The sequence below is a fragment of the Antribacter soli genome (assembly GCF_021568775.1).
GTDB lineage: Bacteria > Actinomycetota > Actinomycetes > Actinomycetales > Cellulomonadaceae > Antribacter > Antribacter soli.
Map to the genome: position 1 here is coordinate 292107 of NZ_JAKGSG010000025.1, position 26701 is coordinate 318807.

The following is a 26701-nucleotide window of genomic DNA, read 5'->3' on the forward strand; positions in this document are numbered from 1 at the left end:
GAGCACCGGGTGCGGCTCGAACGACGAGGTCGTCGGCCCGCCCGCCTCACGCCAGCCGTTCTTCTCGTAGAAGCGGCGGGCGCTGACTGACGCCGGAGTGGCATTCGGGGCCCGGTGGTCACAGAGTGGCCACAAGAACGCCCCTGCGCCGTGGTGCTTTCCCGTGCGAGGCGTGAGCATCGAGTCAGGCACGGAAGCAGGTCGAGCGGATGGAACCCGTCGGAGAAGGCCTCAGCACAACTGACGAGGCTGTGAGATGGTCACGCCTGGCACGCGCGACGGGAATCACAGGCCTGGTTTCGGCGGTCGTGATCTTTACCCCGATCATCGCGATCAGCTCGTTGGGCGAGCCGCCGCTCGAGGCGGACAGCGCCGACATCGCCACGTTCTTCCGTACCGCGGACGCGGGCTGGGTGGATGCGGCGGAGGCGACGGCGAGCCTGGGCATCCTGGCCTTCCTCTGGTTCGTCGTCGGGCTCGCGCTGTTGCTTCGGCGCGCCGAGGGGCAGCCGGCGTGGCGTTCGACCATCGCTCTCGTCTCGGGCGTCCTCCTTGCTGCGTACGGTGTGCTGGACGCCAGCTGGGATGCTGCGATCCACCGGGGTACCGAGATCGATGAGACGCTCGCGGCGTACGCCTTCGACCTCGGGAACATCGGGTTCGCCAACTCCTGGCTCGCCTTGGCCAGCTTGAGCCTGTCAGCCGGATCGGTCTTCATCAGCACCGGCGCCCAGCCACGCTGGACCGGCTGGAGCGCGATAGGCATCGGGATCGCCCTGGTGCTCGCGCGATACCTCTGGTTCGTCGAGGGACTCTGGTTCGTGCCCTACGGGCTGTTCTGGGTGTGGGTCATCACCGTCTGCGTGCGGCTGATCAGTGGGTCGCGTGCCTCCACGGCTCGAGGACGATGAGCGGCGACACGCGCACACGCGATGTACTCCCAGCAGCGCTGAGCGAACGTCCTCGGGCGGGGACCAGGTGACGACTGGTCCGCGCCCGAGGCGGTCACCTGAGCTGGTGGGTGTCGCTGCGGGCCACCAGCCAGACCACCCCGGCCATGACCGCCGCGGCCAGGCCGAGGACGCCCAGGGCGGGGCGCAGCCCGCCCGCGCCTGCGCCGATCGCGGCGATGAGCAGCGGTGAGAGGAACTCGCCGAGGAAGAGCGCTCCGGTCCACAGGCCGGTGCCCCGGCCGCGCTGCTCGAAGGTGAGCCGGTTGACCGCCCACAGCAGGAGCGTCGGCAGGAGCAGACCGGTGCCGAACCCGGTGATCACCGCGCCGACGACGATCACCGGAACGGCGCCGCCGCTGAGCGAGATGACCCCCAGCCCGACGGCGGCGAGGCCGAACTCGACCGGCACCAGGACACGCGGCGAGGACGACGACAGCCGCCCCATCAGACCGGCGCCGACGGCGGTGGCCAGCGACATGACCGCAGTGATGCCGCCGATCGCCGCGGTGGAGCCCATGCCCACCTCGGTGAGTACGAACGACAGCTGCACGATCAGGGCGTAGAACACCGCGCCGCCGAACAGCGTCACCAGGCACGGCCGCAGGATCTGCCGCCAGGCCAGCGGTTCGAGCCGGGCCACCGCTGTCTGCGTGTCTCCCTGCGGATCCCACAGCAGCCGTGCCATCGGCACGACGAGCACGGCGGCGACGGCGTAGACCCCGAACGGGGCGCGCCAGCCGACCTCGCCGAGCGCGCCGCCCAGGGCGAGGAACACCGTCGCGGCGATCGCGGCGACGAGGGTCTGCATGCCCAGGTAACGGGCACGCTGGTGACCGGCCCAGTAGTCGCCGATGAGGGTGGTCACGCACGTCATGATCGCCGCCTCGCACACGCCGAGCAGGACCCGGCTGCCGATGATCGCCTCGAGCGACTCGAGGTACAGCGGTGCGGTGCCTGCCACCGCATAGGCGGCCATCGCAACCAGAAGGATGCGCTTGCGGTTGATCCTGTCCGCGATGATCCCCGCGAACGGGGCGGTGATGCCGATGAGCAACGCGGGCACGGCCAGCGCCAAGGGAGTCAGCACGACGACGCCCCGAGTAGCGGCGAAGTGGCCGGCCATCTGGGGCAGGACCGGCGCGATCAGCACCGCACCGAGGACGGGGAAGCAGGACGCCGCGAGCAGGAGCACCAGCTGCGGGAGGCCCGCTGCGCGGCTCTCGGGAGCCTCGGCCGGTGAGGCCACCGGGGCCCGGGTGAGTGGAGGGTTGTCGGACACGGAACCACCTCGTCGTGGTCGGGAAGGACTGGTCGCAGAAAGCGTGCCGTTCAGCCGTAGCGTTCGAGAAGACGAGATGAGTGATGTCGGGCATCCACGGCGTCGATGCGGGAGTCAGCCGCGCACGGCGTCGGAGATGGACTTCACCCCGCCGTGGGCCGTCATGCCGCCGTCGACCGGGATCTCGGCACCGCTGACGTAGGACGATTCGTCGCTCAGCAGGAAGACGACGAGCCTGGCGACGTCGGCCGTCGTCCCGGAGCGCCCGAGCGGGGTCTCAGCCAGGTTCGCGGCGCGGAAGGCGGGAGAAGCGGACGCGGTCATCGGCGTCTCGATGTAGCCCGGGTGGACGAGGTTGACGCGGATGCCGGCTGGGCCCAGCTCGAGGCTCGCTGCCTGACTCAGCCCGCGCAGCGCCCACTTGCTGGACGTGTACGCGACCGGGAAGTGCGCGGTCCGGGCGGCGACGGACCCGATGTTGACGATCGACCCGCCCGATCTCATCAGCGGGCTCAGGTGCTGCATGCCGAGCAGCGGGCCGACGACGTTCACCGCGTGCACGAGCCGGAAGTCCTCCACGGTGACCTCCGCCAGCCGGGCGCGGCGTGTGATCCCCGCGTTGTTGACCAGCCCGTCGACCCGGCCGTGCCGGTCCCGCAGCAGGTCGGCGAGGGACCGCCACGCGGCGGCGTCCGTGACGTCCAGCGTGCGCAGCTCGAGCTCGCCGTCGTCGAGGCCAGGCGCCAGCTCCGGGCCAGGCTCGCCGACGTCGACCGCGACGACCCGTGCGCCCTCGCGCGCCGCAGCGACGGCGATCGCCGCCCCCTGACCACCCGCCGCCCCGGTGACGACGACGATCTTGCCGGCGAGGCGTCCGATCGCCTGCGGTCCCACCACGCCACTCACTGCGGGTCCCGATAGAGCAGAAGGGCCTCGCCCTGGCCTCCCCCGCCGCACAGCGCGACGGCGGCGCGGCCGGATCCACGCCGGGCCAGCGAGAGCGCCGCGTGACCGGCGAGCCGCGCCCCTGAGGCCCCGATCGGGTGGCCGAGCGCGATGGCGCCGCCGTGCACGTTCGTGCGCTCGAGCGGGTAGCCGAGCTCGGCCAAGGACTGCACCAGCACGGACGCGAAGGCCTCGTTGATCTCGACGAAGTCCAGCGAGTCCAGCTCCCAGCCGGCCCGTGCGAGCGCCGCAGCCACCGCGACGGCCGGCTGGGAGTGCAGCGAGTTGTCCGGGCCGGCGACCTGCCCGGACGCGCCCACGGCGGCCAGCCAGGGCAGGCCGTTGGTCTCGACGAACTCCCGGCTCGCCACGACGACGGCGGCTGCCCCGTCGGTGAGCGGGGAGGCGTTGCCGGCGGTGATGGTGCCGTCCGGCGCGAACACGGGACGGAGCGCCGCCAGTGACTCCACCGTCGTGCCGGCCCGGATGCCCTCGTCGGCGGTGACTGCGACGGGCCGCCCCCTGCGCTGGGGCACCTCGACGGCTGCGATCTCGTCGTCGAACAGCCCTGACGCGGCGGCGGCCGCCGCCCGCTGGTGGCTGAGGGAAGCCACCTCGTCCTGCGCCTCGCGGCTGATGCCCCGGGCGGCGTTGCCGCGCTCGGTCGCGGACCCCATCGACTCCTGGTCGAACGCGTCGGTGAGCCCGTCGTGGGCGAGCGAGTCCACCGCATGGATGTCGCCGTAGGTCCAGCCCTGCCGGGAGCCGGGCAGCACGTGCGGGGCGCGGCTCATCGACTCCTGTCCCCCGGCGACCACGACGTCGGCGTCGCCGTGCCGGATCGCCCGGGCGGCGTCGATGATCGCACTGAGGCCGCTGAGGCAGACCTTGTTGACGGTGACGGCCGGCACCCGCCACGGCAGGCCGGCCGCCACGGCGGTCTGGCGGGCGGGGTTCTGGCCCGCGCCGGCCTGCAGCACCTGGCCCATCACGACCTGGTCCACCTGCTCGGGCGCGACTCCGCCGCCCTCGAGTGCGGCCCTGACGGCGGCGGCGCCCAGGTCGACGGCGGTCAGCGTCGACAGCGCGCCGCCGAGGCGCCCGTTCGGCGTCCGCGCGAACGAGACGATCACGACGTCGCGGCCGGTCACGGCAGCACCATCTCGGGGACCTCGCCCAGGACCGTGAGCGGCGCGCCGGTCGCGCGACCGATCTCCTCGACGGTCACGCCAGGTGCTCGTTCCCGCAGCAGGAGGCCGTGCGGCGTCACGTCGACCACCGCAAGGTCGGTGATCACCCGGTCGACGACCGCCTTGCCGGTCAGCGGGAGGGTGCACTCGCGCAGGATCTTCGGGGAGCCGTCCTTCGCGACGTGTTCCATGAGCACCACGATCCGCCGCGCGCCGTGCACGAGGTCCATCGCGCCGCCCATGCCCTTGACCATCTTTCCGGGGATCATCCAGTTGGCGATGTCGCCGGAGGCGGAGACCTGCATGGCGCCCAGCACCGCGACGTCGACCTTGCCGGACCGGATCATCGCGAAGCTGGTCGCGGAGTCGAAGAAGCTCGCGCCGGGGCCTACCGTGATGGTCTCCTTGCCGGCGTTGATGAGGTCAGGGTCGACGTCGGCGTCGGCCGGGTACGCGCCGACCCCGAGCACCCCGTTCTCGGACTGCAGGACGAGCGTGACGCCGTCGGGCACGAAGCTGGGGACGAGCGTGGGCAGGCCGATGCCGAGGTTCACGTAGCTGCCGTCCTCGAGCTCGGCCGCCGCGCGGGCCGCCATCTGGTGCCGGGTCAGCCCGCCCGTCGGTGCGTCGCTGGTCATGCCGCCTCCCTCACGGTGCGCTTCTCGATCCGCTTGTCGGCCGCCTGCTCGGGTGTCAGCTCGACCACCCTGTCGACGAAGACCCCGGGCAGGTGCACGGCGTCTGGGTCGAGCGTGCCGGTCGGCACCAGGTGCTCGACCTCCGCGACTGCGACGCGCCCGGCCGCCGCGCACAGCGGGTTGAAGTTGCGCGCCGACGACCGGAACACGAGGTTGCCCGCCCGGTCGCCCTTCCAGGCCCGGACGAGGGCGACGTCGGCGGTGATCGCGTGCTCCAGCACGAACTCCCGCTCCACACCGCGCACGGTGAACCGCGCGGTCGGCTTCGGCGGGGACGCGACGGCCACCGAGCCGTCGGCGTCGTGCCGCCACGGCAGGCCGCCGTCGGCCACCTGCGTGCCGACGCCGGTCGCGGTGTAGAAGGCCGGGATGCCGCTGCCGCCCGCCCGCAGGCGCTCGGCGAGCGTGCCCTGCGGCGTGAGCTCGACCTCCAGCTCGCCGGCGAGGTACTGGCGGGCGAACTCCTTGTTCTCTCCGACGTACGAGGCGATGACCCGGCGCACCCGCCGCTCGCGCAGCAGGATCCCGAGCCCCCAGTCGTCCACGCCGCAGTTGTTGCTGACGATCTCCAGGTCCTGCGCGCCGGACTCGAGCAGCGCGGCGATGAGCGTGCTCGGGATCCCGCACAGGCCGAAGCCGCCGACGGCGACCGTCGCCCCGTCGGGGATGCCGGCCACCGCGAGCGCGGCCGACGCCATGACCTTGTCCATCCAGACCTCCTTCGGTGCGCGCGTCTGTGCGCGCTTCAGACAGTGCGGGTGCGCGTGCGGGGACGGACGCGGGCCGGTGCGGGCGCCGGGAGGTCGCGCCCGGCGACGACCGTGTTCTCGATGACGCCGATCCGCTCGACCTCCATCCGCACGGTGTCCCCGGGGGCGAGCGGCGGTGGTGTCTGGCTGCCGGCGCGCCCCCAGGCCTCGGCGAGGCAGCCGCCGGCCGAGGTGCCCGAGCCGAGCACGTCACCCGGGGCGACGCGCGAGCTCCGGGACGCGTAGGCCACCAGCTCGGCGAACGGCCAGCCCATGTTGGACAGCAGGTCGCGTCCGAAGGTGACGCCGTTGATCGCGACGGACAGCTCCAGCGCGAGGAACCCGTCGTCGTCGTGCAGGTCCTCGACCTCGTCGGCGGTGACGATCCACGGGCCCAGGGTGTTCGCGAAGTCCTTTCCCTTGCAGGGGCCCAGGCTCACTCTCATCTCCCGCCGCTGCAGGTCCCGCGCGGACCAGTCGTTGAGGATCGTGTAGCCGAAGATGTGCTCGCGCCCCGCCACCGGGTCCAGGTCGCGGCCGTCGCTGCCGTCCACCGCGCCGATGACCGCAGCCACCTCGAGCTCGAAGTCCAGGGCGTGGCTGCCCGACGGCACGGCGACGTCGTCGCCGGTAGCCACGAGCGTGTGCGGGTTGGTGAAGTAGAACGTCGGGGCCTGATACCACTCGGGTACCACGCCGGCGCCTCCGGAGACGCTCTTCACGACGCCCTCGACGTGCTCCTCGAAGGCGACGAAGTCCCGCATCGCCGGGGGCTGGATCGGCGGCAGCAGCCGCACCTCGGACAGCGGTACGCCGGTGCCGTCGGCGACGACGCGGCGTCCGGCGTCGAGGGTGCGCTCCAGGCCGTCCCTGACCAGGTCGAGCGTCGTCGCGCCGTCGGGTAGCGCGAACACGCGGCCACCGTCGACGAAGCCCGCACCGGTGCTGCCCCGGTGCTCCCAGGTGGCGATCCTCACGCCGCACCTCCCGTCCCGGAGAGGCTGGTGAGGCCCAGCCGCTCCGCGTTGCCACCCAGGACGGCGGCGACGTCGTCCGGGGCCAGGCCTGCCTCCCGAGCGCGCTCGACGGGGTCGTCGACCCCCATGTCGAACGGGTAGTCCGAGCCGAGCAGCACCCGGTCGGCGCCCGCCGCCTCGACCAGTGCCCTCAGCGCCTGCGGGGTGTGGACCAGCGAGTCGAAGTACAGCCGACGCAGGTAGGCCGACGGCGGCTCGGCGCAGCCGTGCGCCTCCGGGCGCACCTGCCACGCGTGGTCGCTGCGGCCGAGGAACGTCGGCAGGTAGCCGCCGCCGTGGGCGGCGACCAGGGTGAGGCCGGGGTGACGGTCCAGAACCCCGGAGAAGATGACGTGCGAGAGGGCCACGGCGTTCTCCGTCGGTTGCCCGACCGTGTTGGACAGGTAGAAGCGGTCCAGGCGCTCGTCCAGCGAGCAGCCGAAGGGGTGGAGGAACACGACGGCGTCGAGCTCGGCGGCTCGAGCCCAGAACGGCTCCAGCGCGGGGTCGGAGAGCTCCACCCCGCGCCCGCCGTCGGCCGCCGGGGCGAAGGACGAGATCTCCACCCCGCGGAGCCCGCACCGCACGACGGCATGGTCGAGGAGCTCCACGAGCAGGTCCGGGTGCTGCAGCGGCACCAGCCCGAGGCCGTGCAGCCGGTCGGGCGCCCCAGCGACGAGGGCCTCGATGGCGCGGTTCGCCTCCCGGGCCACGTGCGCGGCCAGGTCGCGGGCCAGGAACGGGTAGTAGTGCGACGGCGACGGGGAGACGACCTGCACGTCGACGCCCGCCGCGTCCATGTCCGCGAGCCTGCGGTCCAGCGAGGTGAGCTGCTCGAACCGAGCACCCACCATCGCGCCGGACGCCGCGAGGGACTCGGGCCCGTTGCGCCGCGCCTCGAGTCCCTGGTGCGCCGCGAACCCCTCGGGGTCGCCCGCGACGACCATGGCCTGCAGCGTGGGGAGCACCGCGTGGGCGTGGACGTCCACGGTGCGGCTGGTCACCGGGCGGCTCATGCCGGCACCGACACCAGGGCGTTGACCCGGGCCATCAGGCCGGGCACGTCGGCGTCCCGCTCGTGGTCCAGCAGCCACCGGCCGAGCTGGACCGAGGCGCCGACCACCTCCCGTGCCCGGCCGAGCCGACGTGCCGTGAACGACTCCCACAGCGCCGGCGACAGGTCGTCGACAGCGTGCAGCAGCTCGGCCAGGACGGCGGCGTCCTCGAGGGCCTGCGCGGCCCCCTGCGCGAGGGTGGGCGGGCAGGAGTGCGCGGCGTCGCCGATGATCACGACGCGACCGCGGTTCCAGGCGCCCTCGACCAGGTGGGTCTCGAAGAACGTGTAGTTCACCCCGCGGTCCTCGGTGATGTACGGGCGGATGTCGTCCCACGGCCCGTGGTAGGCCTCGCTGAGCTGCCGCATGCGGGCCACCCGTTCCGCCGCGGTGAGCTGGAAGTTGGCCACGTCGGCGTCCTCGACGAGATAGGCGTAGAGGGAGTCCTCGCCGGCCGGGCAGTACCCCGCGATGTAGCACGGACCGCCGTAGTAGAGGTCCGTCCGCGCGACGCTGGCGGGCCGGGGCGTGAACACGCGCCAGATCGCCATACCGGTCCCGGCCGGGCGCTCGGGGATCCCGATGATCTCCCGGACCCGCGAGTGCAGCCCGTCGGCGCCCACGACCAGGTCGTACCGCTCCGTCGTGCCGTCGGCGAGGTCGACGTCGACGCCGTCGTCGTCCTGGCGCAGCCCGGTCAGCTCCGTGCCCATCCGGACGTGCGCGCCCGCCGACGCCGCGCGCTCGATCAGGATGCGGGCCAGCTCCGGGCGCGGGATCCCGACCGTTGCCGGCAGGTCCGGACCGCCCGTGCGGGCGTCCGGCATCTCCACGAGCAGCGTCCCCGCCGGGTCCGGCGCTCGCAGGCCGAGCGTGGTGAACGCGAAGCCGTGCCGCTGCACGTCCTCCCCCACGCCGAGGTCATGCAGCACCCGCAACGCGTTGCCCTGCAGGGTGATGCCGGAGCCGGTGGCGGTGACCTCTCCCTTGGCGTCGATGAGGTCGACGTCGACCCCCCGCTCGGCCAGGAAGATGGCGGCAGCGGTTCCGGCGACGCCGGCACCGACGACAAGGACTCGCTGGACTGCAGGCATACGGGGCTCCTTGAGGCTCATCGAACCGCTACTTGACGGCGAGGGGGTTGACGGGTGCCCCGACGGCACCGGTGACCTGGATCGGAGCGGCCGCGAGGAAGAAGTCCCAGCGGCCGTCCGCGTGGCAGTCCCGGGCCAGCTCGTCGAGGTCCCACAGCTCCCCGACGAACAGGCCCATGTTGGGGATCGCGATCTGGTGCAGCGGCTGGAAGGCGTCGTCGAACTCGTTGGGGCGGACCTCGAAGCCCCACGTGTCGGTAGCGATCGCCGCGATCTCGCGGGAGTGCAACCACCCGGCGCTTGTGAAGGAGAGCCCGGCCGAGGGGCCGCCGGCGTAGCCGTTCCAGCCCTCGCGCCGGGCCCGCGCCAGCCGCCCGGTGCGCACGAGGACGATGTCGCCGCGCCCGACGTCGGCCGTGGCACCCTGCGCCTCGATGGTCAGGTCGAGGTGCTCCGGGGTGATGGCGAAGCCGTCCGGCAGCTCGTCTCCGGTGCCCAGCCCGGCGCCGAGCACGGCCCCGACGTCGAGCAGGACGCCGCGGCTGACGAACCGGTCACGCGTGGTCTCGATGCCCGTGACGAGGTCGCCCTCGCTGGTGACGACGTCCTGGGCACGCCGGCCGTTCCACGCCAAGCCCCGGTCGAAGATGTGCCCGAGCCCGTCCCACTGCGTCGAGGCCTGCAGCGGCATGAACACGACGTCGTCCGCTCCGCCGATGCCGTGCGGGAACCCCTGGCTGCCCAGCGCCGCGTCGACGCCCGTGTCGAGCATCGTGTGCACCGGGTTGGTACGGCGCCGCCAGCCGTTCTGCGGGCCGTGGGAGTCGAACGCCTGGGACAGGGAGAACGTCGCGCCGCGCCGGACGAGCCCCGCCGCCTGGAGCCGCTTCGCGTCGTCGACGAAGTTGAGGGTGCCCAGGACGTCGTCGTCGCCCCAGCGGCCCCAGTTCCGGTAGGCCGCTGCCGCGGACTCGATCGCGGCGACCGCGGCGGTCCGGTCGAGCGGTGCCAGGTGGGGCGCGCTCATGCGCGTGAAGCCTCGGCGACGACGCGCGTGCGCTGGGTGCCCAGCCCTGTGATCGTCGACTCCATGACGTCGCCGTCGCGCAGCAGGCGGCCCCAGTGGGCCCCGTTTCCGGCCGGGCTGCCGGTGAGCACGAGGTCCCCCGGGAGCAGGGGCGTGGTCTGCGACGCGGCGGAGACCAGCTCGGCGACGGTGAAGAGCATGTCCGCGGCGGACTCGTCCTGCATGACCTGCCCGTTGAGGGTCAGCGTCAGGTGCACGGACTGCGGGTCGGGGACGAAGGCGCTGGAGACCAGCCACGGCCCCAGCGGCAGGAAGCCGGGCGCGTTCTTCGACCGGAACCAGTCCGTGCCGATCTCGGGCATGTCCCGCCGGAACACCAGGTCCCGAGTGGTCAGGTCGTTGACGACGACGAACGCGGCGACGTGGTCGAGCGCCGCCTCCGGACCGACACGGAACGTCTCCCGGCCGATGACGGCGGCCAGCTCCAGCTCCCAGTCGTGCCGGTCGGAGTAACCGGGCAGGGTGACGTCGTCGTACGGCCCGGTGATCGCAGACGGGAGGCCGATGAAGAAGTAGGGGATCCCCTCGGCCCTGCGGGCGTCCATCATCGCCGCGGTCTGCTCGCGGACCTCGTCCTCGGTGCGGCCGTTCGCGATGTCGGCGTGCGAGACCGCGAGGTCGATGACGTGCTTGCGGTAGTTCGCGCCGGCCTGCAGGATCTGGCGCGGCTGCAGGGGGGCGAGCACGCGGAGGTCGTCGAGCGGGTGCCAGCGTCCGGTGTCGCGCTCGGTCGCCAGGTGCTCCAGCACCGGCCGGGCGGTGTCCCACGTCTCCAGCAGCCCCCGAGTGGCGGTGCGAGCCGTCAGGTCGACTCCGGGGAAGTGCTCGGCGTCGGCACGCAGGTCGCGGACCGCGGCCCCGACGACGACCCCGACGAACGAACCGTCGTCGGAGGAGAGCTGGCCGAGCGCCCAGGGCGCGAGGTCGGTCATGGGATTCGGGCTCCTTCGCCGGTGGTCCGGGCGCGCCGTCGCGCCGGTGTTGTCGATCACTGTCGCGCCCCGCGCTCTTATTCGGCAAGCGGATGATCTTGATAACCGGTATTGACGCCAGCGATACTGTGGCGCCATGCAGCTGCACAACATCGACTTCAACCTGCTGCTCCCGCTCCGGGTCCTGCTCGAGGAGCGGAGCGTCAGCCGGGCTGCCGAGCGCATGCACATGAGCCAGCCGGCGCTCTCGGCCTCGCTGGCACGGCTGCGCCGGCACTTCAACGACGAGCTGCTGGAGCGGCGCGGCAACGCCTACACCCTCACACCGCTCGCGGCGCAGCTGCTCGAGCGCTCGTACTCGGCCCTCGCAGGGCTGGAGCGGATCTTCCTCGCCCAGGCCGAGTTCGACCCGACGACCACCACGCGCGAGTTCACCGTCGTCAGCTCGGACTACGGCATCTCCGTCCTCGGCGGCCCGCTGGCCACGGTGCTCACCCAGGAGGCGCCGCGCGCACGCCTGCGGTTCCACCCCATCACGACCGCCGCCGTCAACAACGCCCCGGACTCGTTGCGCGACCTCGACGGCCTGCTCATGCCGCACGGCTTCATCACCGACGGGAGCCACGAGGACCTCTTCGCCGACCGCTGGGTGTGCGTGGTCGCCGCCGACAACACCGTGGTGGGCGACAGGCTCGAGCTCGAGCAGCTCTCGACCCTGCCGTGGGTCTACACGCTCAGCGGGCCCAGCGAGTACACGCCGGCGGCGAAGCACATGCAGCTGCTCGGCGTGGAGCCGCGCGTCGACGTGGTGACCGGGAGCTTCCTCGTCGTCCCGGCTTTGCTGCGGGGCAGCGACCGCATCGCGTTGGTGCAGGAGTCGCTGGCGACGCAGATGGGCGCGGGCGGCGGCGTCCGGATCCTCGAGGCGCCGTTCGACGTCGTCCCGCTCGTCGAGGCGTTCTGGTGGAACCCCGTGTACGACCGGGATCCCGAGCACCAGTGGTTTCGCAGCAAGCTGCACGAGGCGGTGACCCGCGCCGGCCTCCGCCCCCCGCGCGAGACATAATCGTCGTCGATATCTGTTATCGCCAGATCAGCGTTCCCAATACCTCCTGCCGTCGGCACAGTGGTCCGTGGCAATGACCCACCGTCCGGAGGATCAACGATGATCAAGCTGCTCTCACACCTGTCGCACGTGCGGCTCGCTACCCACGACGTCGAGGGAACCACCCGCTTCTACGAGGACCAGGTCGGCGTACGCACCATCCACACCGACGACGAGGGCGCGGTGTACCTGCGTACCTGGGGCGACTACTACCAGTACAGCCTCGTCCTGGAGCACGGCGACGAGCCCTCGCTCGTGAGCATGGCGTGGCGCACCACGAGCGCCGAGGCCCTCGACGAGGCCGCCCGACGCATCGAGGCGGCCGGCATCACGGGCACCTGGAAGGACTCCTCGTTCGGGCACGGGCGCTCGTACACGTTCACCGGCCCCTACGGCCACACCATGGAGCTCTTCTGGGATGTGGACAAGTACCAGGGCGAGGGCGAGCTAAGGTCGATCTACCCCGACCGTCCCGAGCGCCGCAGCCGCCACGCCGTCGCCCCGCGCCAGCTGGACCACGTCACGATCGCGGCGAGCGACGTCGTCGGGTTCGCGACCTGGTACCGGGACGTCCTGGGCTTCCGCATCATGGCCCACACCGTCCTCGAGCACGCGAACATCAACGTGTTCAGCGTGCTGACGACGAACGAGAAGTCCCACGACCTCGGCGTCGTCCTCGACAGCTCCCAGCGTCCCGGCCGGGTCAACCACTTCGCCTACTGGGTCGACACCCGCGAGGACCTGCTGCAGGCCGCGGACATCCTCATGGAGAACGGCACGCCCATCGAGTACGGGCCGAGCATCCACGGCATCGGCGAGCAGAACTTCCTGTACTTCCGCGACCCGAGCTCGATGCGCGTGGAGGTGAACACCGGCGGGTACCGCAACTACGTGCCGGACTGGGAGCCGAACACCTGGACGCCGTCGCAGGGCTCGAACAACTTCTACCGCAACAGCCAGATGCCGATGTCGATGACGGAGTGCTTCCCGCCGGACGCCAAGCCGTCCGCGACCGAAGAGGGCGTGCTGCCCGGGACCGAGGAGGACCTCCTCAATCCGTACAACAAGCACGGCCTGGGCTGAGCCGCGGGTACGGAGGCGTCCGAGCTCCGCCGAGCATGTAGGTGTTCACGCCCTGGGTTCGAGAAGATGAACACAACTACATGGTCGTGGAGCCCGGACGCCGCGTCCGTCTCGCAGCGCGTCGGCTTCATCTCCGGGAAACTTGGGTGGCGTTACGATCGGCGCCCTGTCGAGAGGGGAGAGGCCGTGGCTGAGCGCGTCGCGTTCGAGAGCACTACAGGACCGCGCCTGGCGGGCATCATCGATCTGCCCGACGGCGAGGTGCGCGGCTGGGGCTTGTTCTCCCATGGGTTCACGCTGGGCAAGGACTCGCCGGCCGCCGCGCGGATCTGCAAGCAGCTCGCGAGCGAGGGCATCGGGATGCTCCGCTTCGACAACCTGGGCCTGGGCGACTCCGAGGGCGACTGGGGCGACGGCTCGTTCACGCACAAGGTCGCGGACACCGTGCAGGCCGCCCGGTTCATGGCTGACCAAGGGCGGCCGGTGCATCTCCTGGTGGGGCACTCGTTCGGCGGTGCGGCCGTGATCGCGGCCGCCGGTGACGTCACGGGCGTGGAGGCCGTCGCCACGATCGGCGCACCTGTCCAGCCGCGGCACGCGGAGCACAACTACGACGCCATCCTCGGTCGCGTGTTCGACGAGGGCCACGCCCCGTGGATGGTGGGCGGGCGTGCGCTGACGCTGAAGCGGCACTTCGTCGAGGATGTCCGCCGGGCCGAGCTGCGGTCGAAGATCCGGGAGCTGGGGCTGCCACTGCTGGTGATGCACTCACCGACCGACAACACCGTGGACATCTCGAACGCCGGCGAGATCTTCCGGGAGGCCCGGCACCCGCGCTCGTTCGTGTCCCTCGAGGGTGCCGACCACCTGCTCACCGCGCCCGGTCAGGCCAAGCGCGCGGCCCGCATCATCAGCGCCTGGGCAGACCAGTACTTGACGGCGTGAGAGCCAGGCTTGCGCGAACCTCGCCCGCCGGGGGCACCGACCGGCTGCGGGCCACTTCGGCGTGTCGTAGAGTCGGCGTGTCAGCGTGGGAGGGGGCCCCGATCTGATGGAGCTCAAGACCGAGGTGCTCGGCAAGGACATCACGCTGGTTCACGGGAACGGACGCCTCAACATGATCCCCGCCCCGAGCCTGCGGAGCGTGGTGGCGTACGCCGTCGCCGAGACAGCGTTCGATGACTGACGCCCGGCTCGAGCTGTCCTCGCCCCCCAGCGACGTCGACGACGTGCACGACTGGCTGGAGGACGTCTGGAAGCGGCACCCCGAGGTCGACGGGGAGGCCCGGTTCGCGTTCGAGACCGCGCTCATCGAGCTCATCACGAACTCCCTGCGGCACGGCCGCACCGCCAGCGACATCAGGTGCACCGTCGAGCTCGACATCACCGACACCTCCCTGACCGCGCTGCTGACCGACACGGGAGGCCCTGTGAAGCTGCCGGCAGAGCCGTGGGTGATGCCGGACGACGAGGCCGAGGGGGGCCGTGGCCTCGCGCTCATCCACCTGCTCACCGACTCGCTGGAGTACCGGCGCGCCGGTGACCGCAACGTCTGGACGGTCCGGCGCAACACTCACGCGTAGCCGCCGTGACGCCCAGGCCGCGGTCGGCCGGCTGGGCCGCGGGGCCGTCAGCGCACGTCAGTGGAATGTCGTCGCGTAGTACGTCTGACGGTCCACGGTCTCCACGGTGACGTCCTGCGTGCGCTCAAGGCGGCGGCGCAAGTTGTCGGCGAACCGCAGCGCGTCGTCGTTGAACCGGGAGACGTCGTAGGCGCACACCACCCGGTGCTCGGCAAGGTGGGCGACGAGAGCGTCGATCATGTCCATGAAGGTGCGCGTGGAGCGCCGGCTCGGGTGCGCGAGCGTGAACCCGATGTACCAGACGGCCCCCCGCGCCGCGTGCTCGGGGTAGCGGACGGCGAAGAACTCGGGGCTCACCCACGGCACGGCGGCGAGGTCCGTCGCCAGCGTGGTCAGCCCTACCGCCTGACCCCGGTCGTCGTGGGCGAGGATCTTGGTCACCCGGGGGTCGGCCATCTCCTCGTCGAACTCGTTGCGACGCAGGACGTGCCGGGCAGCGGCCCGCGTGCGCAACGGCTCGAAGGCCTCGAGATACAGCTCCCAGAAGCGATCGGCCACGTCGCCGGCCAGGGTCCTCTCGAAGGCCACGTCAGCGCTCATGGTCGGGCTCCTCCCAGCCCACGCGCCGGAAGGTTGCGACGACCACGGCGCACACGGGCAGCGTGTCGCACCTGATGCCGACGACCCGCCGGCCTTCCGGCTCGTAGGCGCCGCCCCGTGTGGCCGAGAGGTCCTCGAGACTGTGCGTGAGATCGCTGGAGACCTGCTCGTGCGAGGGGCCTTCGTGCTCGACGAAGAGCCCCGCCCCGCTGCCGTCGTCGCGTCGCGACCAGGCGACTCCCGCCCAGGCTTCGTGCCCCGGGAGCGAGGCATGCGCCCGCGCGTACACGCAGAACAGGGCGTCCCCGTGGTCGCCCCGCAGCTGCTCTGGACCGTCCACTTCAAGGATCCGGCTGCCGGGAGGGACGATGGAGCTCAGCCGGACGAGATTGAAGTCGCTCACGCCCGCATCGGCGAGGGCGGCGTCGAAAGCGGCGAGCGTGGTCCGCCCGGTGCCGGTACCGGCGCTCACGCGAATCGTCAGGGGTTGGGTCATCAGGTCCTCGAGGACGGGAGTTCTCGGAGTTCGTCGGCGTCGTCGGTGCGACCGGCGACCGCGTCCAGGAGGTCGAGCACGGAACCCAGGACGGCGTCCGGCGCCGTGCGACCCTTGGCGAGGAAGACGGTTCTCCCCAGGCGAAGGTCCTCAAGTTCCTCCGAGCCGACATCCGCGCCAGAATAGACGACGAGAGGGACCCGCCGCAGGCGGCCGTCACGGCGCAGGTCGGCCACGAGCTCGTGGCCGGAGCCACCGGGCAGGACGAGGTCGAGGACGACAAGGTCCGGCTCGGCGCCGTGGGCGAGAGCGTCCCGCGCCTCGGCCACCGAGCGCGCCTGCGTGACGACGAACCCGCCACGTTCAAGGGTCGTCACCACCACCGTCCGCAGGTCGTCGTCGTCCTCGACGACGAGGACGCGGTCGTGGTGCGGCTGCCGCCGGATGACGTCCCGGGCGGTCGCCGCAAGGCGCGCGGGGTCCACGGGCTTGACCAGCCAGCCGTCGGCGAGCGCGGCGGTCTCCCGCGCGTCCGCCGGGCGCGCCCCTGACACGACGACGACCGGGACATCGGCGGTCGCGGCTGAGCGCCGCAGCCGAGTCAGCACCTCCGCCCCGCTGGTGCCCGGCATCGCAAGGTCGAGCACGACCGCGGCGGGGTGCTCGGCCTCGACCACCTCGATCGCCGTCCCTCCATCCGTGACGCCGACGACCACGTACCCTCGCTGCTCCAGCACCGTGCGCAGCACGTCGACGACGTGCGGGTCGTCGTCCACCACAACCACCCGCATCGTCGCGGACGTGCTCTCCTGGGGCCGTTCTGCCGCGGGAGTCGTGTGCGGGGTGACACGGCGAAGGGTGAGCCGGAAGCTCGATCCCCTGCCCTCGCCCTCGCTGACCGCCCACAGCCGCCCGCCGTGCCGCTCGACGATGCTGCGGGCGATGGCCAGCCCGAGCCCGGTGCCGCCCCGCTCGCGCGTGTCGGAGGCGTCGACCTGTTCGAACCGGCGGAAGACCGTCTCGAGCTTGTCCGCCGGGACGCCGCGGCCCTCGTCGTCGACGCGCAGCTCGACCAGGTCACCGACCGGGACGGTCGCCACACGGACGGTGCTGCCGCGGGGGGAGAACTTCACGGCGTTGCCCAGCAGATTGGTCAGTGTCTGCACGATGCGCTCACCGTCCGCACGGACGACCTCCGAGGAGCGGGCGGGCCTCAGGACGATGCCGGCCTCCTCCGCCAGGACGGAGACCTGGTCCACCGCCGCGGCCACGAGCGCATCGACCCGGTGATCTGCCAGCTCGAGCCGTGTCGTGCCTCCGTTCAAGCGCTCGATGTCGAGGATGTCATCGACGAGCCGGCCGAGCCGCTCGCTGCTCGTGAGCGCGATGCTGACCATGCGAGACCTCTGCTCGGACGAGCCGTCGAGAGCGCCGCTGTTGATGAGCCCGAGCGCGCCGCGGATCGCGGTCAGCGGGGTTCGCAGCTCGTGGCTCACCACGGACACGAACTCGTCCTTGATGCGCTCCATCTCACGCCGCTCGGTGACGTCGCGGAAGACGACGACCGCACCCTGGATCCCCTCGTCGTCGCGTACTGGGCTCGCCGTGACCTCGACGGGCACGGTCCTCCCGTCCAGGCGCCGGTAGACGTCCTGCTCGGCGGTGGCGGTGATCCCGTCCCGCAGGGCCCCGGTGATGTAGCAGAACTCCGCCGGATACGGGGTGCCGTCCTCGGCCGGCGCGTGAAAGGTAGCGTGCGCGTCGCGCCCGACGAGGTCCGCGGCGGACGCGGCGAGCGTGTGCGCCGCGGCCGCGTTGACGAAGGTGACCCGCCCTTCGGGGTCCACCCCGTAGATCCCGTCGGCCACGGACTCGAGCGTCCGCTCGCGTTCGCTCGCGAGCGAGCGCAGCTGCGTTGTGCGCTCCTCCACGCGCCGCTCCAGCCCGTGGCGCAGCGACTCGTTGTCCGCGACGACGATGATCTGGCGGACGACGACGGCGACGAGCACGGCGACCCACAGCGCGTTCGCCACCCACGGGATCCCGTGCCCGGACTGGCCGACGCGCACCAGCGCTGAGGCGAGGAACAGGCAGAACGTCACGACCGTGCCGAGCAGTGGTGTCCCGTCCCCGGGGCGGCCGACGACCGGGCTGCCGGACGCAGCCGGGTGGCGCGCGGCGAGCGCGATGGCCAGGTAGCCGCCGACCCAGCCCGCGTCGACGGGGCTGCCGAACGTGAACCCACCTCCCGCGGACAGGAGCGCGAATGCGACGTCAGCCACGGCGTACAGCACGAACCCGCTGCCCACGAGCACGAGCGGCACACGTTCGGCGGCGCTCGAGCGCGTCATGACGAGAACCGCGAGGGTGGCGAGCAGGGCATCCACCACCGGCAAGGCGTAGGCGGTGAGCGCCGGCTGCGCCTCCCAGACGTCTCCCTCCAGAACAACGGCGAACAGGGCGATGTACAGGACAGAGCCGCCGACGACGACGCTGTCCAGGAGCATGCGCACGAGCTCCTGGCCGCGTGGGCGGACAGCGGGGAAGAGCGAGAGCCCCACCACGCCGAGCAGGAGAGCTGCGATGTAGGCGGCGTCTCCCGTCTCCGGGTCGCCGACGAGCCCCGCGTAGACGTTACCGGCCAGGCCGACGACCCCACCCAGAGAGAGGATCCCCCACGCCCGCCGGCGACGGCCCGTCGACCGCGCCGCGCGCCACCCGCAGCTCGCCGCCGTGATGACGCCCGCGGCAGCGATAGCCGACATGGAGATCAGCTCACGCGTCGCCTGGTCGACCGGACCAGAAAGAGCGACGACGAACAGGAGGACCGCGATGCCGGCCACCCAGCACCAACGCACGAACCTGTCCCGTGACCGCGCAGCAGCGCGTCGCGCCCCCATATGCCCGAGCGTAGGAGACTATCGCCGTCCCCGCAGTTCAGGCCCCGATCGAGGGCCTCGGTGGCCGGCCTCGACCACGCCGGATCACCGCGTTGACGACCACGACGCACGCCCGGGGGTCACCGGCGCCATCCGAGGATGTGGGCGACCTGGTCCGGCAGGACGAGCGGGTCGAACGGCTTGGCGAGCACGCCGGCGACGGCGAGGTCGTCATATCGGCGCCGCTCCGCGGGCTGCACCTTTGCGGTCAGCAGGATCACGGGGATGCTGCGTGCGCGGGGGTCCTCCTGGAGCTGGGCGAACGTGGTGGGACCGTCCATCGCGGGCATCATGACGTCCAGCAGGATCGCGTCCGGAGGATCCGACCTGCACAAGGCGACCGCCTCGGCTCCGCCTGAGGCGACCTCCACCTTCCATCCCGCGAGGACCTCCAGGCCGGTCCGCACGACCTCCCGGACGGCATCGTCGTCGTCCACCACCAGTATCCGGCGGCTCATCGGGCCGCACCCGTGACCAGCGTCTCGAGCAGTTTCAGCATCTGCCGTTCTACCTCCTCGCGGTTGGTTCGCGGCGGAGGGCGACGACGGTCAGGTCGTCCTCCTGGGTGCCCTGGGCGGCGACGGCCTTCAGCACCCTCTCGACCACTTCGGTGGCGCTCGTGGCGGACCGGACGACCGGCTCGAGCGGGCGCAGGTCGGCGATCGAGCCGCCGGCGGCGTCCAGGACGCCGTCGGACAGGATGAGGAGTACGTCGCCGGGCGCCAGGACGGCATGCCGGGCAGTGCGGGGCACGTCGACGGCGATGCCGAGCGGAAGGCCTGTGGCGACGAGCCGGTCGGTGGTGCCGTCGGCCCGGATCAGGAAGCTCAGGCCATGGCCGGCGTCGGCGTGCGTCAGGCGCCCTGACGAGGCGTGCAGCCGGGTGCGGACGATGGTCACGAACGCCCCAGAGTTCGCAAGGTCCTCGGACAGGGCGCGCTCGGCGGCGATCACCGTGGCCACGACGTCGTCATCCTCCTGCTGGGATCGCAGCACCGAGCGCGTCGTGGCGGCCAGGATCGCTGCGCCGGTTCCTTTGCCCATGACGTCGGCGAGCGTTACCACCACCCCGCCGGCGACCTCCTGCCAGTCGTAGAAGTCGCCACCGACCGAGCCCGCGGGCACGACCTGGGCGGCGAGGTCATACCCCGGTAGGTTGGGCGGGCGGGTCGGTAGCAGGCTGGCCTGGACGAGGGCCGCGCGACGCAGCTCCTGTCGCTCGGCGGTCACGTCCCGCATCACGGTGACGGCCCCGCCACCGTACGCGTCAGGGATGCGCGTGGTCGTAAACGCGACGACCCGCGGCTCGGTCGTTCCTGGCGGCTGCACGAGCAGGTCCAGCGCGCCTCCGCCGTCGCCGCGCGGCGCACCACCGTAGAGGATCCGGTCGTCGGTGACGGGCGATCCGTCGAGGGTCCGCAGATCGGCAAGGTCGGCGAGCTGTGCTCCGGCGTCAAGTCCGTGGCCTTGGGCGGTGTTGGTCGTGCCCGTCAGCAGCCGTCGCGCCGAAGGATTGCGGATCAGGACCTGCCCGTCGATGTCCACGGCCTGCACACCCTCTGACATCGTCTCGAGGATCGCGGTGAGCAACCCGGCCTGCGCCGTCGTGCCGTCGGATGCCACGGTCAGCGCGGCGACGAGGCGGGAGCGCTCCTCCCCGGCGAGTGACAGACCGAGCCCGAGGATGCACACGAGGCCGACGTAGACGTGTGCGACGGCGACGGACTGGGTCAGCGTCGGGGACTGGACGAAGGGTCCGGCACCGAGGGTCGTCTGCGCCACGACCACGATGCTCACCAGGAGCACGTGCACGACGACCAGCCGTGAGGGCAGCCGGGTCCCGGCCCAGACCGTGAGTGTCAGCAGCAGGAAGGCGACCGCGCGCTCGTCGACCCAGGCGAACCACGCGACATAGAGGATCGGCGTGGACAGCAGGCACGCGACGCGCTCCGCGGTCGACGACGGCCTCTGGCCGGGCCCGCCGTCAGGTCTCCACCGCCGGCGTCGGACGGCCTCGCCGACCACCAACCCTGCCGACCCGAGCACGAGGACGCTCACGGTGTTGCGGACGCACCAGAGGATCGCGTCTTCCCCAGGCATGCCGGCGCCGTTCAACGTGCCGGCGAGGGCGATCACCGGCGCGGACGCGAGTGCGCCGCACAGCGCCGCCGCGACGAACCAGACGAACTCGTTCAGACGCAACGCCTGGCCGCCCCGCGCAAGCCACACACGACGGATCCGGCGGGCAACGACCACAGCACACACCACCGCCTGCAACGACGCGGCGATCCCGCTCATGGCGGCCTGTGCGAGCGGCATGGCGCTCCCGTAGGAAACCGCCACAGTCACAACGGCGATCAGGGCAGGGTCGACCCACCGCCACGGCCGGCCCGCTCGTGCGACCAGCCAGAGCACGGAGACTCCGGCGGCCGGCCAGACGACGCTCACGCCCGCCTCGTCAGGGACGCGCCCGAGATAGGCCGCCACCCCATAGGCGACGGCGAACCACAGGACCATGCGCAGGTCGCGTGAAGTCACGGCCGGCCCGCGCCCGACGACGGGCGCCGAGTCCCCTCGTGCACTCACTCCTGCACCCTCCGCCCCCTGGAGACGTTCCTTGCAGGCCCGTCTCAGCAGGCTACGGCGTTCCCGGGGGACGCGCGACGTGGCGGTGCAGGCGGATGGTTTGGCGGCTACGTTCGGTCCATGGGGGCACTGCCGACCTGCTCGTGCTGAGCGTCATCGTCCAAGCGCTTCACTACCGGGGCCACCCGGCCGGCCGGGAAGGAGCGACCTGACGTGGAGTACGAGACCCGAGTAGTAAACGGTGTGGCCGCCGTGATCGTGCCGCGGGGGCGGCTGACGATGGCGTCGGCCCCCGAGCTCAAGGCGCTCATCGAGCGGGCCGTTGGTGCCGGGCGGACGCTGGTGGTCGTAGACCTGGGCGCGACGGCCTTCATGGACTCGTCGGGGTTGGGAGCGCTCATCAGCGGCCTGCGCAGCACCCGTACCGCAGGCGGCGACCTGCGGATCGCGCGGCCCACCGAGCAGGTGTCCATGGTGCTGGAGCTGACAACCGTGGACCTTGTGCTGGGGCCATTCGGCAGCGTCGAGGAGGCGCTCATTGGCTGACGCCGTTCGATCTCCGCTTGACATCGGGCGGGAGCGCGCCCGGCCGTGGCACGATGAATGGCCAGCCGCGCTCGTGCCCGTCTCGCTGAATCCGGTGGGCAGTGGGATCCCGTTCGTCGTCGAAATCGGCCGCGGCTGTTGCCCGCGGAGTTCTCACGCCAAGGCACGAACCAACCGCGAGGAGGTAGAACGGCTGATGCTGAGTCTGCTCGAGACGGTGGTCAAGGAGGCGACCCGATGAGCCGCCGGATCCTGGTGGTCGACGACGACGACACCATCCGCGAAGTCGTGCGGACCGGCCTGGAGGTCGTGGCCGGATGGGAAGTCCAGGTCGCGTCCAACGGGGCCGAAGCGATCGACCTGTGCCGCGCCGATCCGCCCGACGCGGTCATCCTCGACGTCATGATGCCCACGATGGACGGGCCCACCACCGTCGCCCGGCTCCTCGGAGACCCGCGCACCCGCTACGTCCCCGTGGTGCTGCTTACCGCGAAAGCACAGGCTGCCGACCTGCGCCATTGGAGTGACCTCGGGGTTGCCGGCGTGATCGCCAAGCCGTTCGACCCGCTCAGACTTCCTCACCAGGTCGCCGATCTCCTGGGATGGAGCCGTTGATGAGCCGGTGGCGATGCGATTGCCGGCGGGCGACTTCGTCTTGAGCCTGTGCGCGGCCTGCAGGCGCGAGTCGCCGGCCGCCCGGGCTCACACGGCCCGGCGAAGGTGCGCTCGGACGCTTGTGAGCAAGAGGTCGCACCGGGCGACGGTCGACAGACTGTCGCCAAGCTTGCTCCGATCCAGGATCTCCTGAGTCGTCACGACGGATCCGGGCGGGAACTGCTGCCACGTGAGGTCGATCGCGATCTCACCCTGCTCGATCGGCAGTTCGTTCCAGAAGTGAACCTCATGTCGTGTGCCGGTCCAGACCGTTCCTCGGACGATCTCACTCGCTGGAAGGAAGTGCTGTACGACGCGTGCCGTGGGATAGCACTGACCGAGGGCGGGGTTGCCTTCCTCCCACACACCGCCGTACGACGTCTGTGCGCTCCACGAAGCCTCGAGTGCTTCGCGTAGTGCGATCAGGTTGATGCGGTGTGTCAGCGGCACGTCCTCATCCTCTCTGAATGCCTGGACGTTCTGGTGGGACTGGAGGGAGCCCACAGTGGTGACGCGCGGTGCCGGCGGCGGGACGATGGGCGCATGCCCTCACCTGTCCGCCCCGGTCTTGCGGTCACCCCCGCGCTGACCATCCCCCAGGCCGAGCTCAAGGAGCGGTTCTCCCGCTCCTCCGGCCCGGGAGGCCAGGGCGTGAACACGACAGACTCGCGCGTCGAGCTGTCCTGGGACGTCGGCCGGTCGACGGTCCTGAGCGACGTGCAACGTCACCGCGTCATGGAGCGGCTCGTGGACCGCCTCGTCGACGGCGCCCTCACCGTCGTCGCCTCGGAACACCGGGAGCAGCGGCGCAACCGCGACGCCGCCGCTCGGCGCCTGGCAGTCCTCGTGGCCGACGCCCTGGCCCCTCCCCCTCGGAGCCGTCGCGCCACCCGCGCCACTCGCGGTTCGCACGAGCGGCGCTTGAACGCCAAGAAGCAACGGTCCGCGACCAAGCGGCTGCGCTCGTCGAGGCAGCGGCGCGAGGACTGACCGAGCCCGCTCCCTCGTGCCAAGCGCAAGCTCGCCGTTGACAAGATTTCTTGTCAATGGCACGGTGGAGTCATGCAGGACGTCGAGGTCATCGAGAGCGCCGAGGCAGCCGCCGCCGCGTTGGATCCGGTCCGGGCCCGGCTGCTCGGCGAGCTGGCCGTCCCGGCCTCCGCCGCCGGGCTCGCCGCCCGGGTCGGCATCGCGCGCCAGAAGGTCAACTACCACCTCAAGGCGCTCGAGGCGCACGGCCTGGTGGAGCTGTCCGAGGAGCGCCGGCACGGGGGCATCACCGAGCGGGTGCTGCAGGCGTCGGCGGCGTCGTACGTCGTGTCGCCAGGGGCCGTCAGCGCGTCCGCGGCCGACCCGGACGCCAACGCCGACCACCTGTCGGCGGGCTACCTCGTCGCGCTGGCCGGCCGGCTGGTGCGCGAGGTCGGCGCCCTGGCGCGCCGGGCCGGCGCGTCCGGCAAGCGCCTGCCGACGCTGACCATCGACACGCAGATCGGCTTCCGGTCGGCAGCCGACCGGGCTGCCTTCGCGGACGACCTGACCGCCGCGGTGCTCGACCTGGCCGCTCGCTACCACCACGACGACGGGCGCCCGCACCGGCTCGTCGTCGCCGCCCACCCCCTTCCTGAGGAGAGGTCATGAGCACGACACCGAACGTCCCGTACCGCCTGGAGTTCAGCGTCGAGGTCCCCGGTACCCCGGAGCAGGTCTGGCAGGCCATCGCCACCGCCAAGGGCATGAGTGCCTGGTTCGCGCCGACCGAGATGGAGGAGCGCGAGGGCGGCTCCCTGCACTTCACCATGGGCCCCGAGATGGGCTCGGACGGCCACGTCACCGGCTGGGACCCGCCGCGCCGCCTCGTCTACGAGGAGGACTGGGCCGCCCTCATGGGCAAGGACCCGGATGCGCTCAGCCCGCTGACGTCGGAGTTCCTCGTCGAGGCGCAGTCCGGTGGCACCTGCGTCGTGCACGTGACCACCAGCGGCTTCGGGACCGGCGCCGCCTGGGAGTCGGAGTTCTGGGACGACCTGGGCCCCGGCTGGATGCCGTTCTTCGACAACCTGCGCCTCTACCTGGCGCACTTCCCGGGCCAGGAGGCCACGCAGCTGGAGGTCAGCGCCTCCCACCCCGGCGACGCGGAGACGCTCTGGTCGGCCCTGCACGACGCACTCGGGCTGGGCGACGAGGGCACGGCGGCCGAGGTGCGCGGCGCCACCGGCACGGTCGAGCGGGTCGGCGAACGGCAGACGCTGGTCCGGCTCACCGCTCCGGTGCCGGGGATGCTCAACGTCTTCGCGTGGGACGAGGGCGACGGCAAGGCGACGGCGGGCGTACGGGCGTACCTGTTCTCCGCCGACGCCGCGGACTACGTGCAGCGCGAGGCGCCGGCCTGGCAGGCCTGGCTGCAGGAACTCTCCATCCCGGCCTGATCTGCAGCGCTGCCTACCCGTCGCGGCCCCCCTGCGCACGCAGGAGGACTCCGCGAGCGGTGCCCTCCTGGGGATCGGCAGCCGGTCGGACGTGCCCTTCGGCGAAGGCACGCGACAGGGTGCCGCGCAGGAGCTCCGCACGGGTCAGGTCGCCGTCGTCGTTCGGGCGTGCGTCCAGAGCCTGCACGGGTCGCACCGCAAGGACCGCGACCTCCGCCGGGTCGGCGGGACTGTGCACCTCGACATATCCGCCGTCGGCGAGGCGCACGATCCGGCCGGTCTCGTGACCGTGCAGGGCGACCTCTCGGTCGCGGCGCTGCAGGCCGATGCAGATCCGTCGGGTGATCTCGAAGGCGAGCGGCGGGCCGACGACCAGGGCGACCTGCAGGAACCCGATGACCGACCCGAAGGTGACCCGGAACGCGGTGTCGATGACGTCGGCGCCCGCCGCGCCCCACAGCACCCCGTAGAAGACGATGCCGGCGACACCGATCCCGGTGCGGACGGGGACGTTCCGCGGGCGGTCCAGGAGCCGGGACGGACCGGCATCCTGGGTGACCCATGACTCGAGGAACGGGTAGGCGATGACGGCGAGGAAGTAGCCGCCGACCACGGCGAGCGGGACCAGGATGGCGAACGTCCACGTGTAGCCGAACCATTCGGCCTCCCAGCCAGGAGGAACGAGCCGCAGGGCCCCGTCGAGGAAGCCCATGTACCAGTCCGGCTGGCTCCCCGCAGAGACCTCGCCCACGGAGGCCGGTCCGTAGGACCAGACGGGGCTGATGGTCGACGTCGCTCCGAGCAGCACGAGCAGCCCGGCGGTGATCATGACCAGTCCGGCGGCGCGGACAGCGACGTCGGGCCACAGCCGCAGGCCGAGGGTGGGCCGCACGGGACGGGGTAGCTCGGCCGGCGGGAAGGCCACGGCCAGGGCGGCACGCACCGCGAGGAGCAGTGCGAGGAGCGTGGGGACGATCTGAACGTGCACCGGGTAGAGGTGCTCGATGATCTCGCCGGGGAAAGGTCCCCCGAAGAGCCAGCTCGCGAGGGGTCCACCGATGACGGGGATGGCCCAGGTCACACCCTCGACGATCCGCAGCCCGGTCCCCGAGAGCATGTCGTCGGGCAGCGCGTACCCGCTCCAGCCACCAACGAGGACGACGACGAACAGTGCGACGAGGACGACCCAGCTGAGCCGGCGTGGCCCTCGGAAGGCGCCGGTGAAGAACATGACGAGAATCTGCATGACGATCGCGGCCGGCATCACCAGGGCCGCCCAGTGGTGCGTCTGGCGCAGCAGCAAGCCGCCCGGCTGCTCGAACGAGATCTCCATCATCGACCGGAACGCGGCCGTGACCTGAGTTCCTTCGAGCGGCGCGTACGGCCCCCGGTAGGTGACGGGGTCGCTGGAGGGTGTGTAGGAGAACGAGAGCAGCACCCCGGTCACGGCCAGGACGAGCAGGCACGCGAAGGCGATGACGCCGAACAGGCTGGTCCAGTGCAGGTGGACGCGGCGTCGACCCAGGCCGAGGAAGGCCGCCGCGCAGGTGCGCCAGACCACGCTCCGGCCAAGGGCCCGGGCGATCCGACGTCGTCCGACGTCGTCCGCTCCATGACCGCCTCCCACGATGAGGGTCCTGCTCATGGTGTCTCCGTCCGTCTCGCGAACTGGTGTCACCACT

Annotated in this window: 28 protein-coding genes; 11 read left to right on the forward strand and 17 right to left on the reverse strand. The window is 71.8% G+C overall.

From position 1 onward, the window contains the following. Positions 1-308: 308 nt before the first annotated feature. A complete protein-coding gene (locus L1785_RS08785) occupies positions 309-911 on the forward strand; it encodes a hypothetical protein (protein ID WP_236088846.1) in 603 nt (200 codons plus the stop codon). 94 nt (positions 912-1005) lie between these two features. On the opposite strand, the gene L1785_RS08790 is transcribed toward L1785_RS08785, so the two are convergent. From L1785_RS08790 to L1785_RS08835, 10 genes are all read right to left on the reverse strand, one after another. After that, positions 1006-2232 carry an MFS transporter gene (locus tag L1785_RS08790; RefSeq protein ID WP_236088847.1) on the reverse strand — a complete coding sequence of 409 codons (1227 nt, stop codon included), beginning with the start codon at positions 2230-2232 and terminating at the stop codon, positions 1006-1008. Between the two features lie 114 nt (positions 2233-2346). Then, positions 2347-3129 (reverse strand): SDR family NAD(P)-dependent oxidoreductase, encoded by a 783-nt coding sequence (locus L1785_RS08795; RefSeq protein WP_236088848.1) that lies wholly within the window; start codon positions 3127-3129, stop codon positions 2347-2349. A 5-nt stretch (positions 3130-3134) separates the two neighbouring features. Then, complete coding sequence (locus L1785_RS08800; protein WP_236088850.1) at positions 3135-4328, reverse strand: acetyl-CoA C-acetyltransferase; 1194 nt, start codon at positions 4326-4328, stop codon at positions 3135-3137. Beyond that, a complete protein-coding gene (locus tag L1785_RS08805) occupies positions 4325-5005 on the reverse strand; it encodes a 3-oxoacid CoA-transferase subunit B (protein WP_236088851.1) in 681 nt (226 codons plus the stop codon). Before L1785_RS08805 ends, L1785_RS08800 begins: the two co-directional genes overlap by 4 nt. Next, positions 5002-5775 (reverse strand): CoA transferase subunit A, encoded by a 774-nt coding sequence (locus tag L1785_RS08810; protein ID WP_236088852.1) that lies wholly within the window; start codon positions 5773-5775, stop codon positions 5002-5004. Before L1785_RS08810 ends, L1785_RS08805 begins: the two co-directional genes overlap by 4 nt. Positions 5776-5810: 35 nt before the next feature. Beyond that, on the reverse strand, positions 5811-6791 hold the full coding sequence (locus tag L1785_RS08815; RefSeq protein WP_236088854.1) for a fumarylacetoacetate hydrolase family protein: 981 nt from the start codon (positions 6789-6791) through the stop codon (positions 5811-5813). Further along, entirely contained in the window at positions 6788-7846 is a 1059-nt protein-coding gene (locus L1785_RS08820) for an amidohydrolase family protein (protein ID WP_236088855.1), read from the reverse strand. The genes L1785_RS08815 and L1785_RS08820 overlap by 4 nt, the downstream gene beginning before the upstream one ends. Further along, positions 7843-8979, reverse strand: coding sequence for an FAD-dependent monooxygenase (locus tag L1785_RS08825; protein WP_236088856.1), 1137 nt, complete (start codon positions 8977-8979; stop codon positions 7843-7845). The genes L1785_RS08820 and L1785_RS08825 overlap by 4 nt, the downstream gene beginning before the upstream one ends. Before the next feature lie 28 nt (positions 8980-9007). After that, a complete protein-coding gene (locus L1785_RS08830; RefSeq protein ID WP_236088857.1) occupies positions 9008-10006 on the reverse strand; it encodes a cyclase family protein in 999 nt (332 codons plus the stop codon). Beyond that, the gene (locus tag L1785_RS08835; protein WP_236088858.1) at positions 10003-10998 is read right to left on the reverse strand and encodes a fumarylacetoacetate hydrolase family protein; all 996 of its coding nucleotides are present in this window, start codon (positions 10996-10998) and stop codon (positions 10003-10005) included. The genes L1785_RS08830 and L1785_RS08835 overlap by 4 nt, the downstream gene beginning before the upstream one ends. Positions 10999-11134: 136 nt before the next feature. On the opposite strand from L1785_RS08835, the gene L1785_RS08840 reads away from it, so the two are divergent. The 5 genes from L1785_RS08840 to L1785_RS08855 all read left to right on the forward strand — a co-directional run bounded on the left by L1785_RS08840 (position 11135) and on the right by L1785_RS08855 (position 14769). Beyond that, entirely contained in the window at positions 11135-12064 is a 930-nt protein-coding gene (locus tag L1785_RS08840; RefSeq protein WP_236088860.1) for a LysR family transcriptional regulator, read from the forward strand. Positions 12065-12163: 99 nt separating this feature from the next. After that, positions 12164-13186: a VOC family protein gene (locus L1785_RS08845; protein WP_236088862.1), complete on the forward strand. Its 1023-nt coding sequence runs from the start codon at positions 12164-12166 to the stop codon at positions 13184-13186. A 186-nt stretch (positions 13187-13372) separates the two neighbouring features. Further along, positions 13373-14131, forward strand: a complete 759-nt coding sequence (locus L1785_RS08850; protein ID WP_236088864.1) for an alpha/beta hydrolase family protein — start codon at positions 13373-13375, stop codon at positions 14129-14131. Positions 14132-14237: 106 nt separating this feature from the next. Next, positions 14238-14372, forward strand: coding sequence for a hypothetical protein (locus tag L1785_RS22795; RefSeq protein WP_268914999.1), 135 nt, complete (start codon positions 14238-14240; stop codon positions 14370-14372). After that, entirely contained in the window at positions 14365-14769 is a 405-nt protein-coding gene (locus L1785_RS08855; RefSeq protein WP_236088869.1) for an ATP-binding protein, read from the forward strand. The genes L1785_RS22795 and L1785_RS08855 overlap by 8 nt, the downstream gene beginning before the upstream one ends. A gap of 57 nt (positions 14770-14826) precedes the next feature. Here the strand turns inward: L1785_RS08855 and L1785_RS08860 are convergent, their stop codons facing one another. From L1785_RS08860 to L1785_RS08880, 5 genes are all read right to left on the reverse strand, one after another. Next, positions 14827-15369 carry a hypothetical protein gene (locus L1785_RS08860; RefSeq protein WP_236088870.1) on the reverse strand — a complete coding sequence of 181 codons (543 nt, stop codon included), beginning with the start codon at positions 15367-15369 and terminating at the stop codon, positions 14827-14829. Beyond that, positions 15359-15841, reverse strand: coding sequence for a pyruvoyl-dependent arginine decarboxylase (locus L1785_RS08865; RefSeq protein WP_236088872.1), 483 nt, complete (start codon positions 15839-15841; stop codon positions 15359-15361). Before L1785_RS08865 ends, L1785_RS08860 begins: the two co-directional genes overlap by 11 nt. Before the next feature lie 23 nt (positions 15842-15864). Beyond that, on the reverse strand, positions 15865-18708 hold the full coding sequence (locus tag L1785_RS08870) for a response regulator (protein WP_236088873.1): 2844 nt from the start codon (positions 18706-18708) through the stop codon (positions 15865-15867). 176 nt (positions 18709-18884) lie between these two features. Beyond that, a complete protein-coding gene (locus L1785_RS08875) occupies positions 18885-19262 on the reverse strand; it encodes a response regulator (RefSeq protein ID WP_236088874.1) in 378 nt (125 codons plus the stop codon). 49 nt (positions 19263-19311) lie between these two features. Beyond that, a complete protein-coding gene (locus L1785_RS08880) occupies positions 19312-21390 on the reverse strand; it encodes a SpoIIE family protein phosphatase (RefSeq protein ID WP_236088875.1) in 2079 nt (692 codons plus the stop codon). 213 nt (positions 21391-21603) lie between these two features. Here L1785_RS08880 and L1785_RS08885 point away from each other — a divergent pair, with 213 nt between their 5' ends. Further along, entirely contained in the window at positions 21604-21936 is a 333-nt protein-coding gene (locus L1785_RS08885) for an STAS domain-containing protein (protein ID WP_236088876.1), read from the forward strand. Positions 21937-22173: 237 nt separating this feature from the next. Then, complete coding sequence (locus tag L1785_RS08890; RefSeq protein WP_236088877.1) at positions 22174-22551, forward strand: response regulator; 378 nt, start codon at positions 22174-22176, stop codon at positions 22549-22551. Between the two features lie 87 nt (positions 22552-22638). Here the strand turns inward: L1785_RS08890 and L1785_RS08895 are convergent, their stop codons facing one another. Then, entirely contained in the window at positions 22639-23040 is a 402-nt protein-coding gene (locus L1785_RS08895) for a YunG family protein (RefSeq protein ID WP_236088878.1), read from the reverse strand. A 93-nt stretch (positions 23041-23133) separates the two neighbouring features. Here L1785_RS08895 and arfB point away from each other — a divergent pair, with 93 nt between their 5' ends. From arfB to L1785_RS08910, 3 genes are all read left to right on the forward strand, one after another. Next, positions 23134-23580 (forward strand): alternative ribosome rescue aminoacyl-tRNA hydrolase ArfB, encoded by a 447-nt coding sequence (gene arfB, locus L1785_RS08900; RefSeq protein WP_236088879.1) that lies wholly within the window; start codon positions 23134-23136, stop codon positions 23578-23580. 72 nt (positions 23581-23652) lie between these two features. Next, positions 23653-24231: an ArsR/SmtB family transcription factor gene (locus L1785_RS08905; protein ID WP_236088880.1), complete on the forward strand. Its 579-nt coding sequence runs from the start codon at positions 23653-23655 to the stop codon at positions 24229-24231. Continuing rightward, the gene (locus L1785_RS08910; protein WP_236088881.1) at positions 24228-25019 is read left to right on the forward strand and encodes an SRPBCC family protein; all 792 of its coding nucleotides are present in this window, start codon (positions 24228-24230) and stop codon (positions 25017-25019) included. The genes L1785_RS08905 and L1785_RS08910 overlap by 4 nt, the downstream gene beginning before the upstream one ends. A gap of 13 nt (positions 25020-25032) precedes the next feature. Here L1785_RS08910 and L1785_RS08915 read toward each other — a convergent pair whose 3' ends face one another. Then, complete coding sequence (locus L1785_RS08915) at positions 25033-26664, reverse strand: cytochrome b (RefSeq protein ID WP_236088882.1); 1632 nt, start codon at positions 26662-26664, stop codon at positions 25033-25035. Positions 26665-26701: the final 37 nt, after the last annotated feature.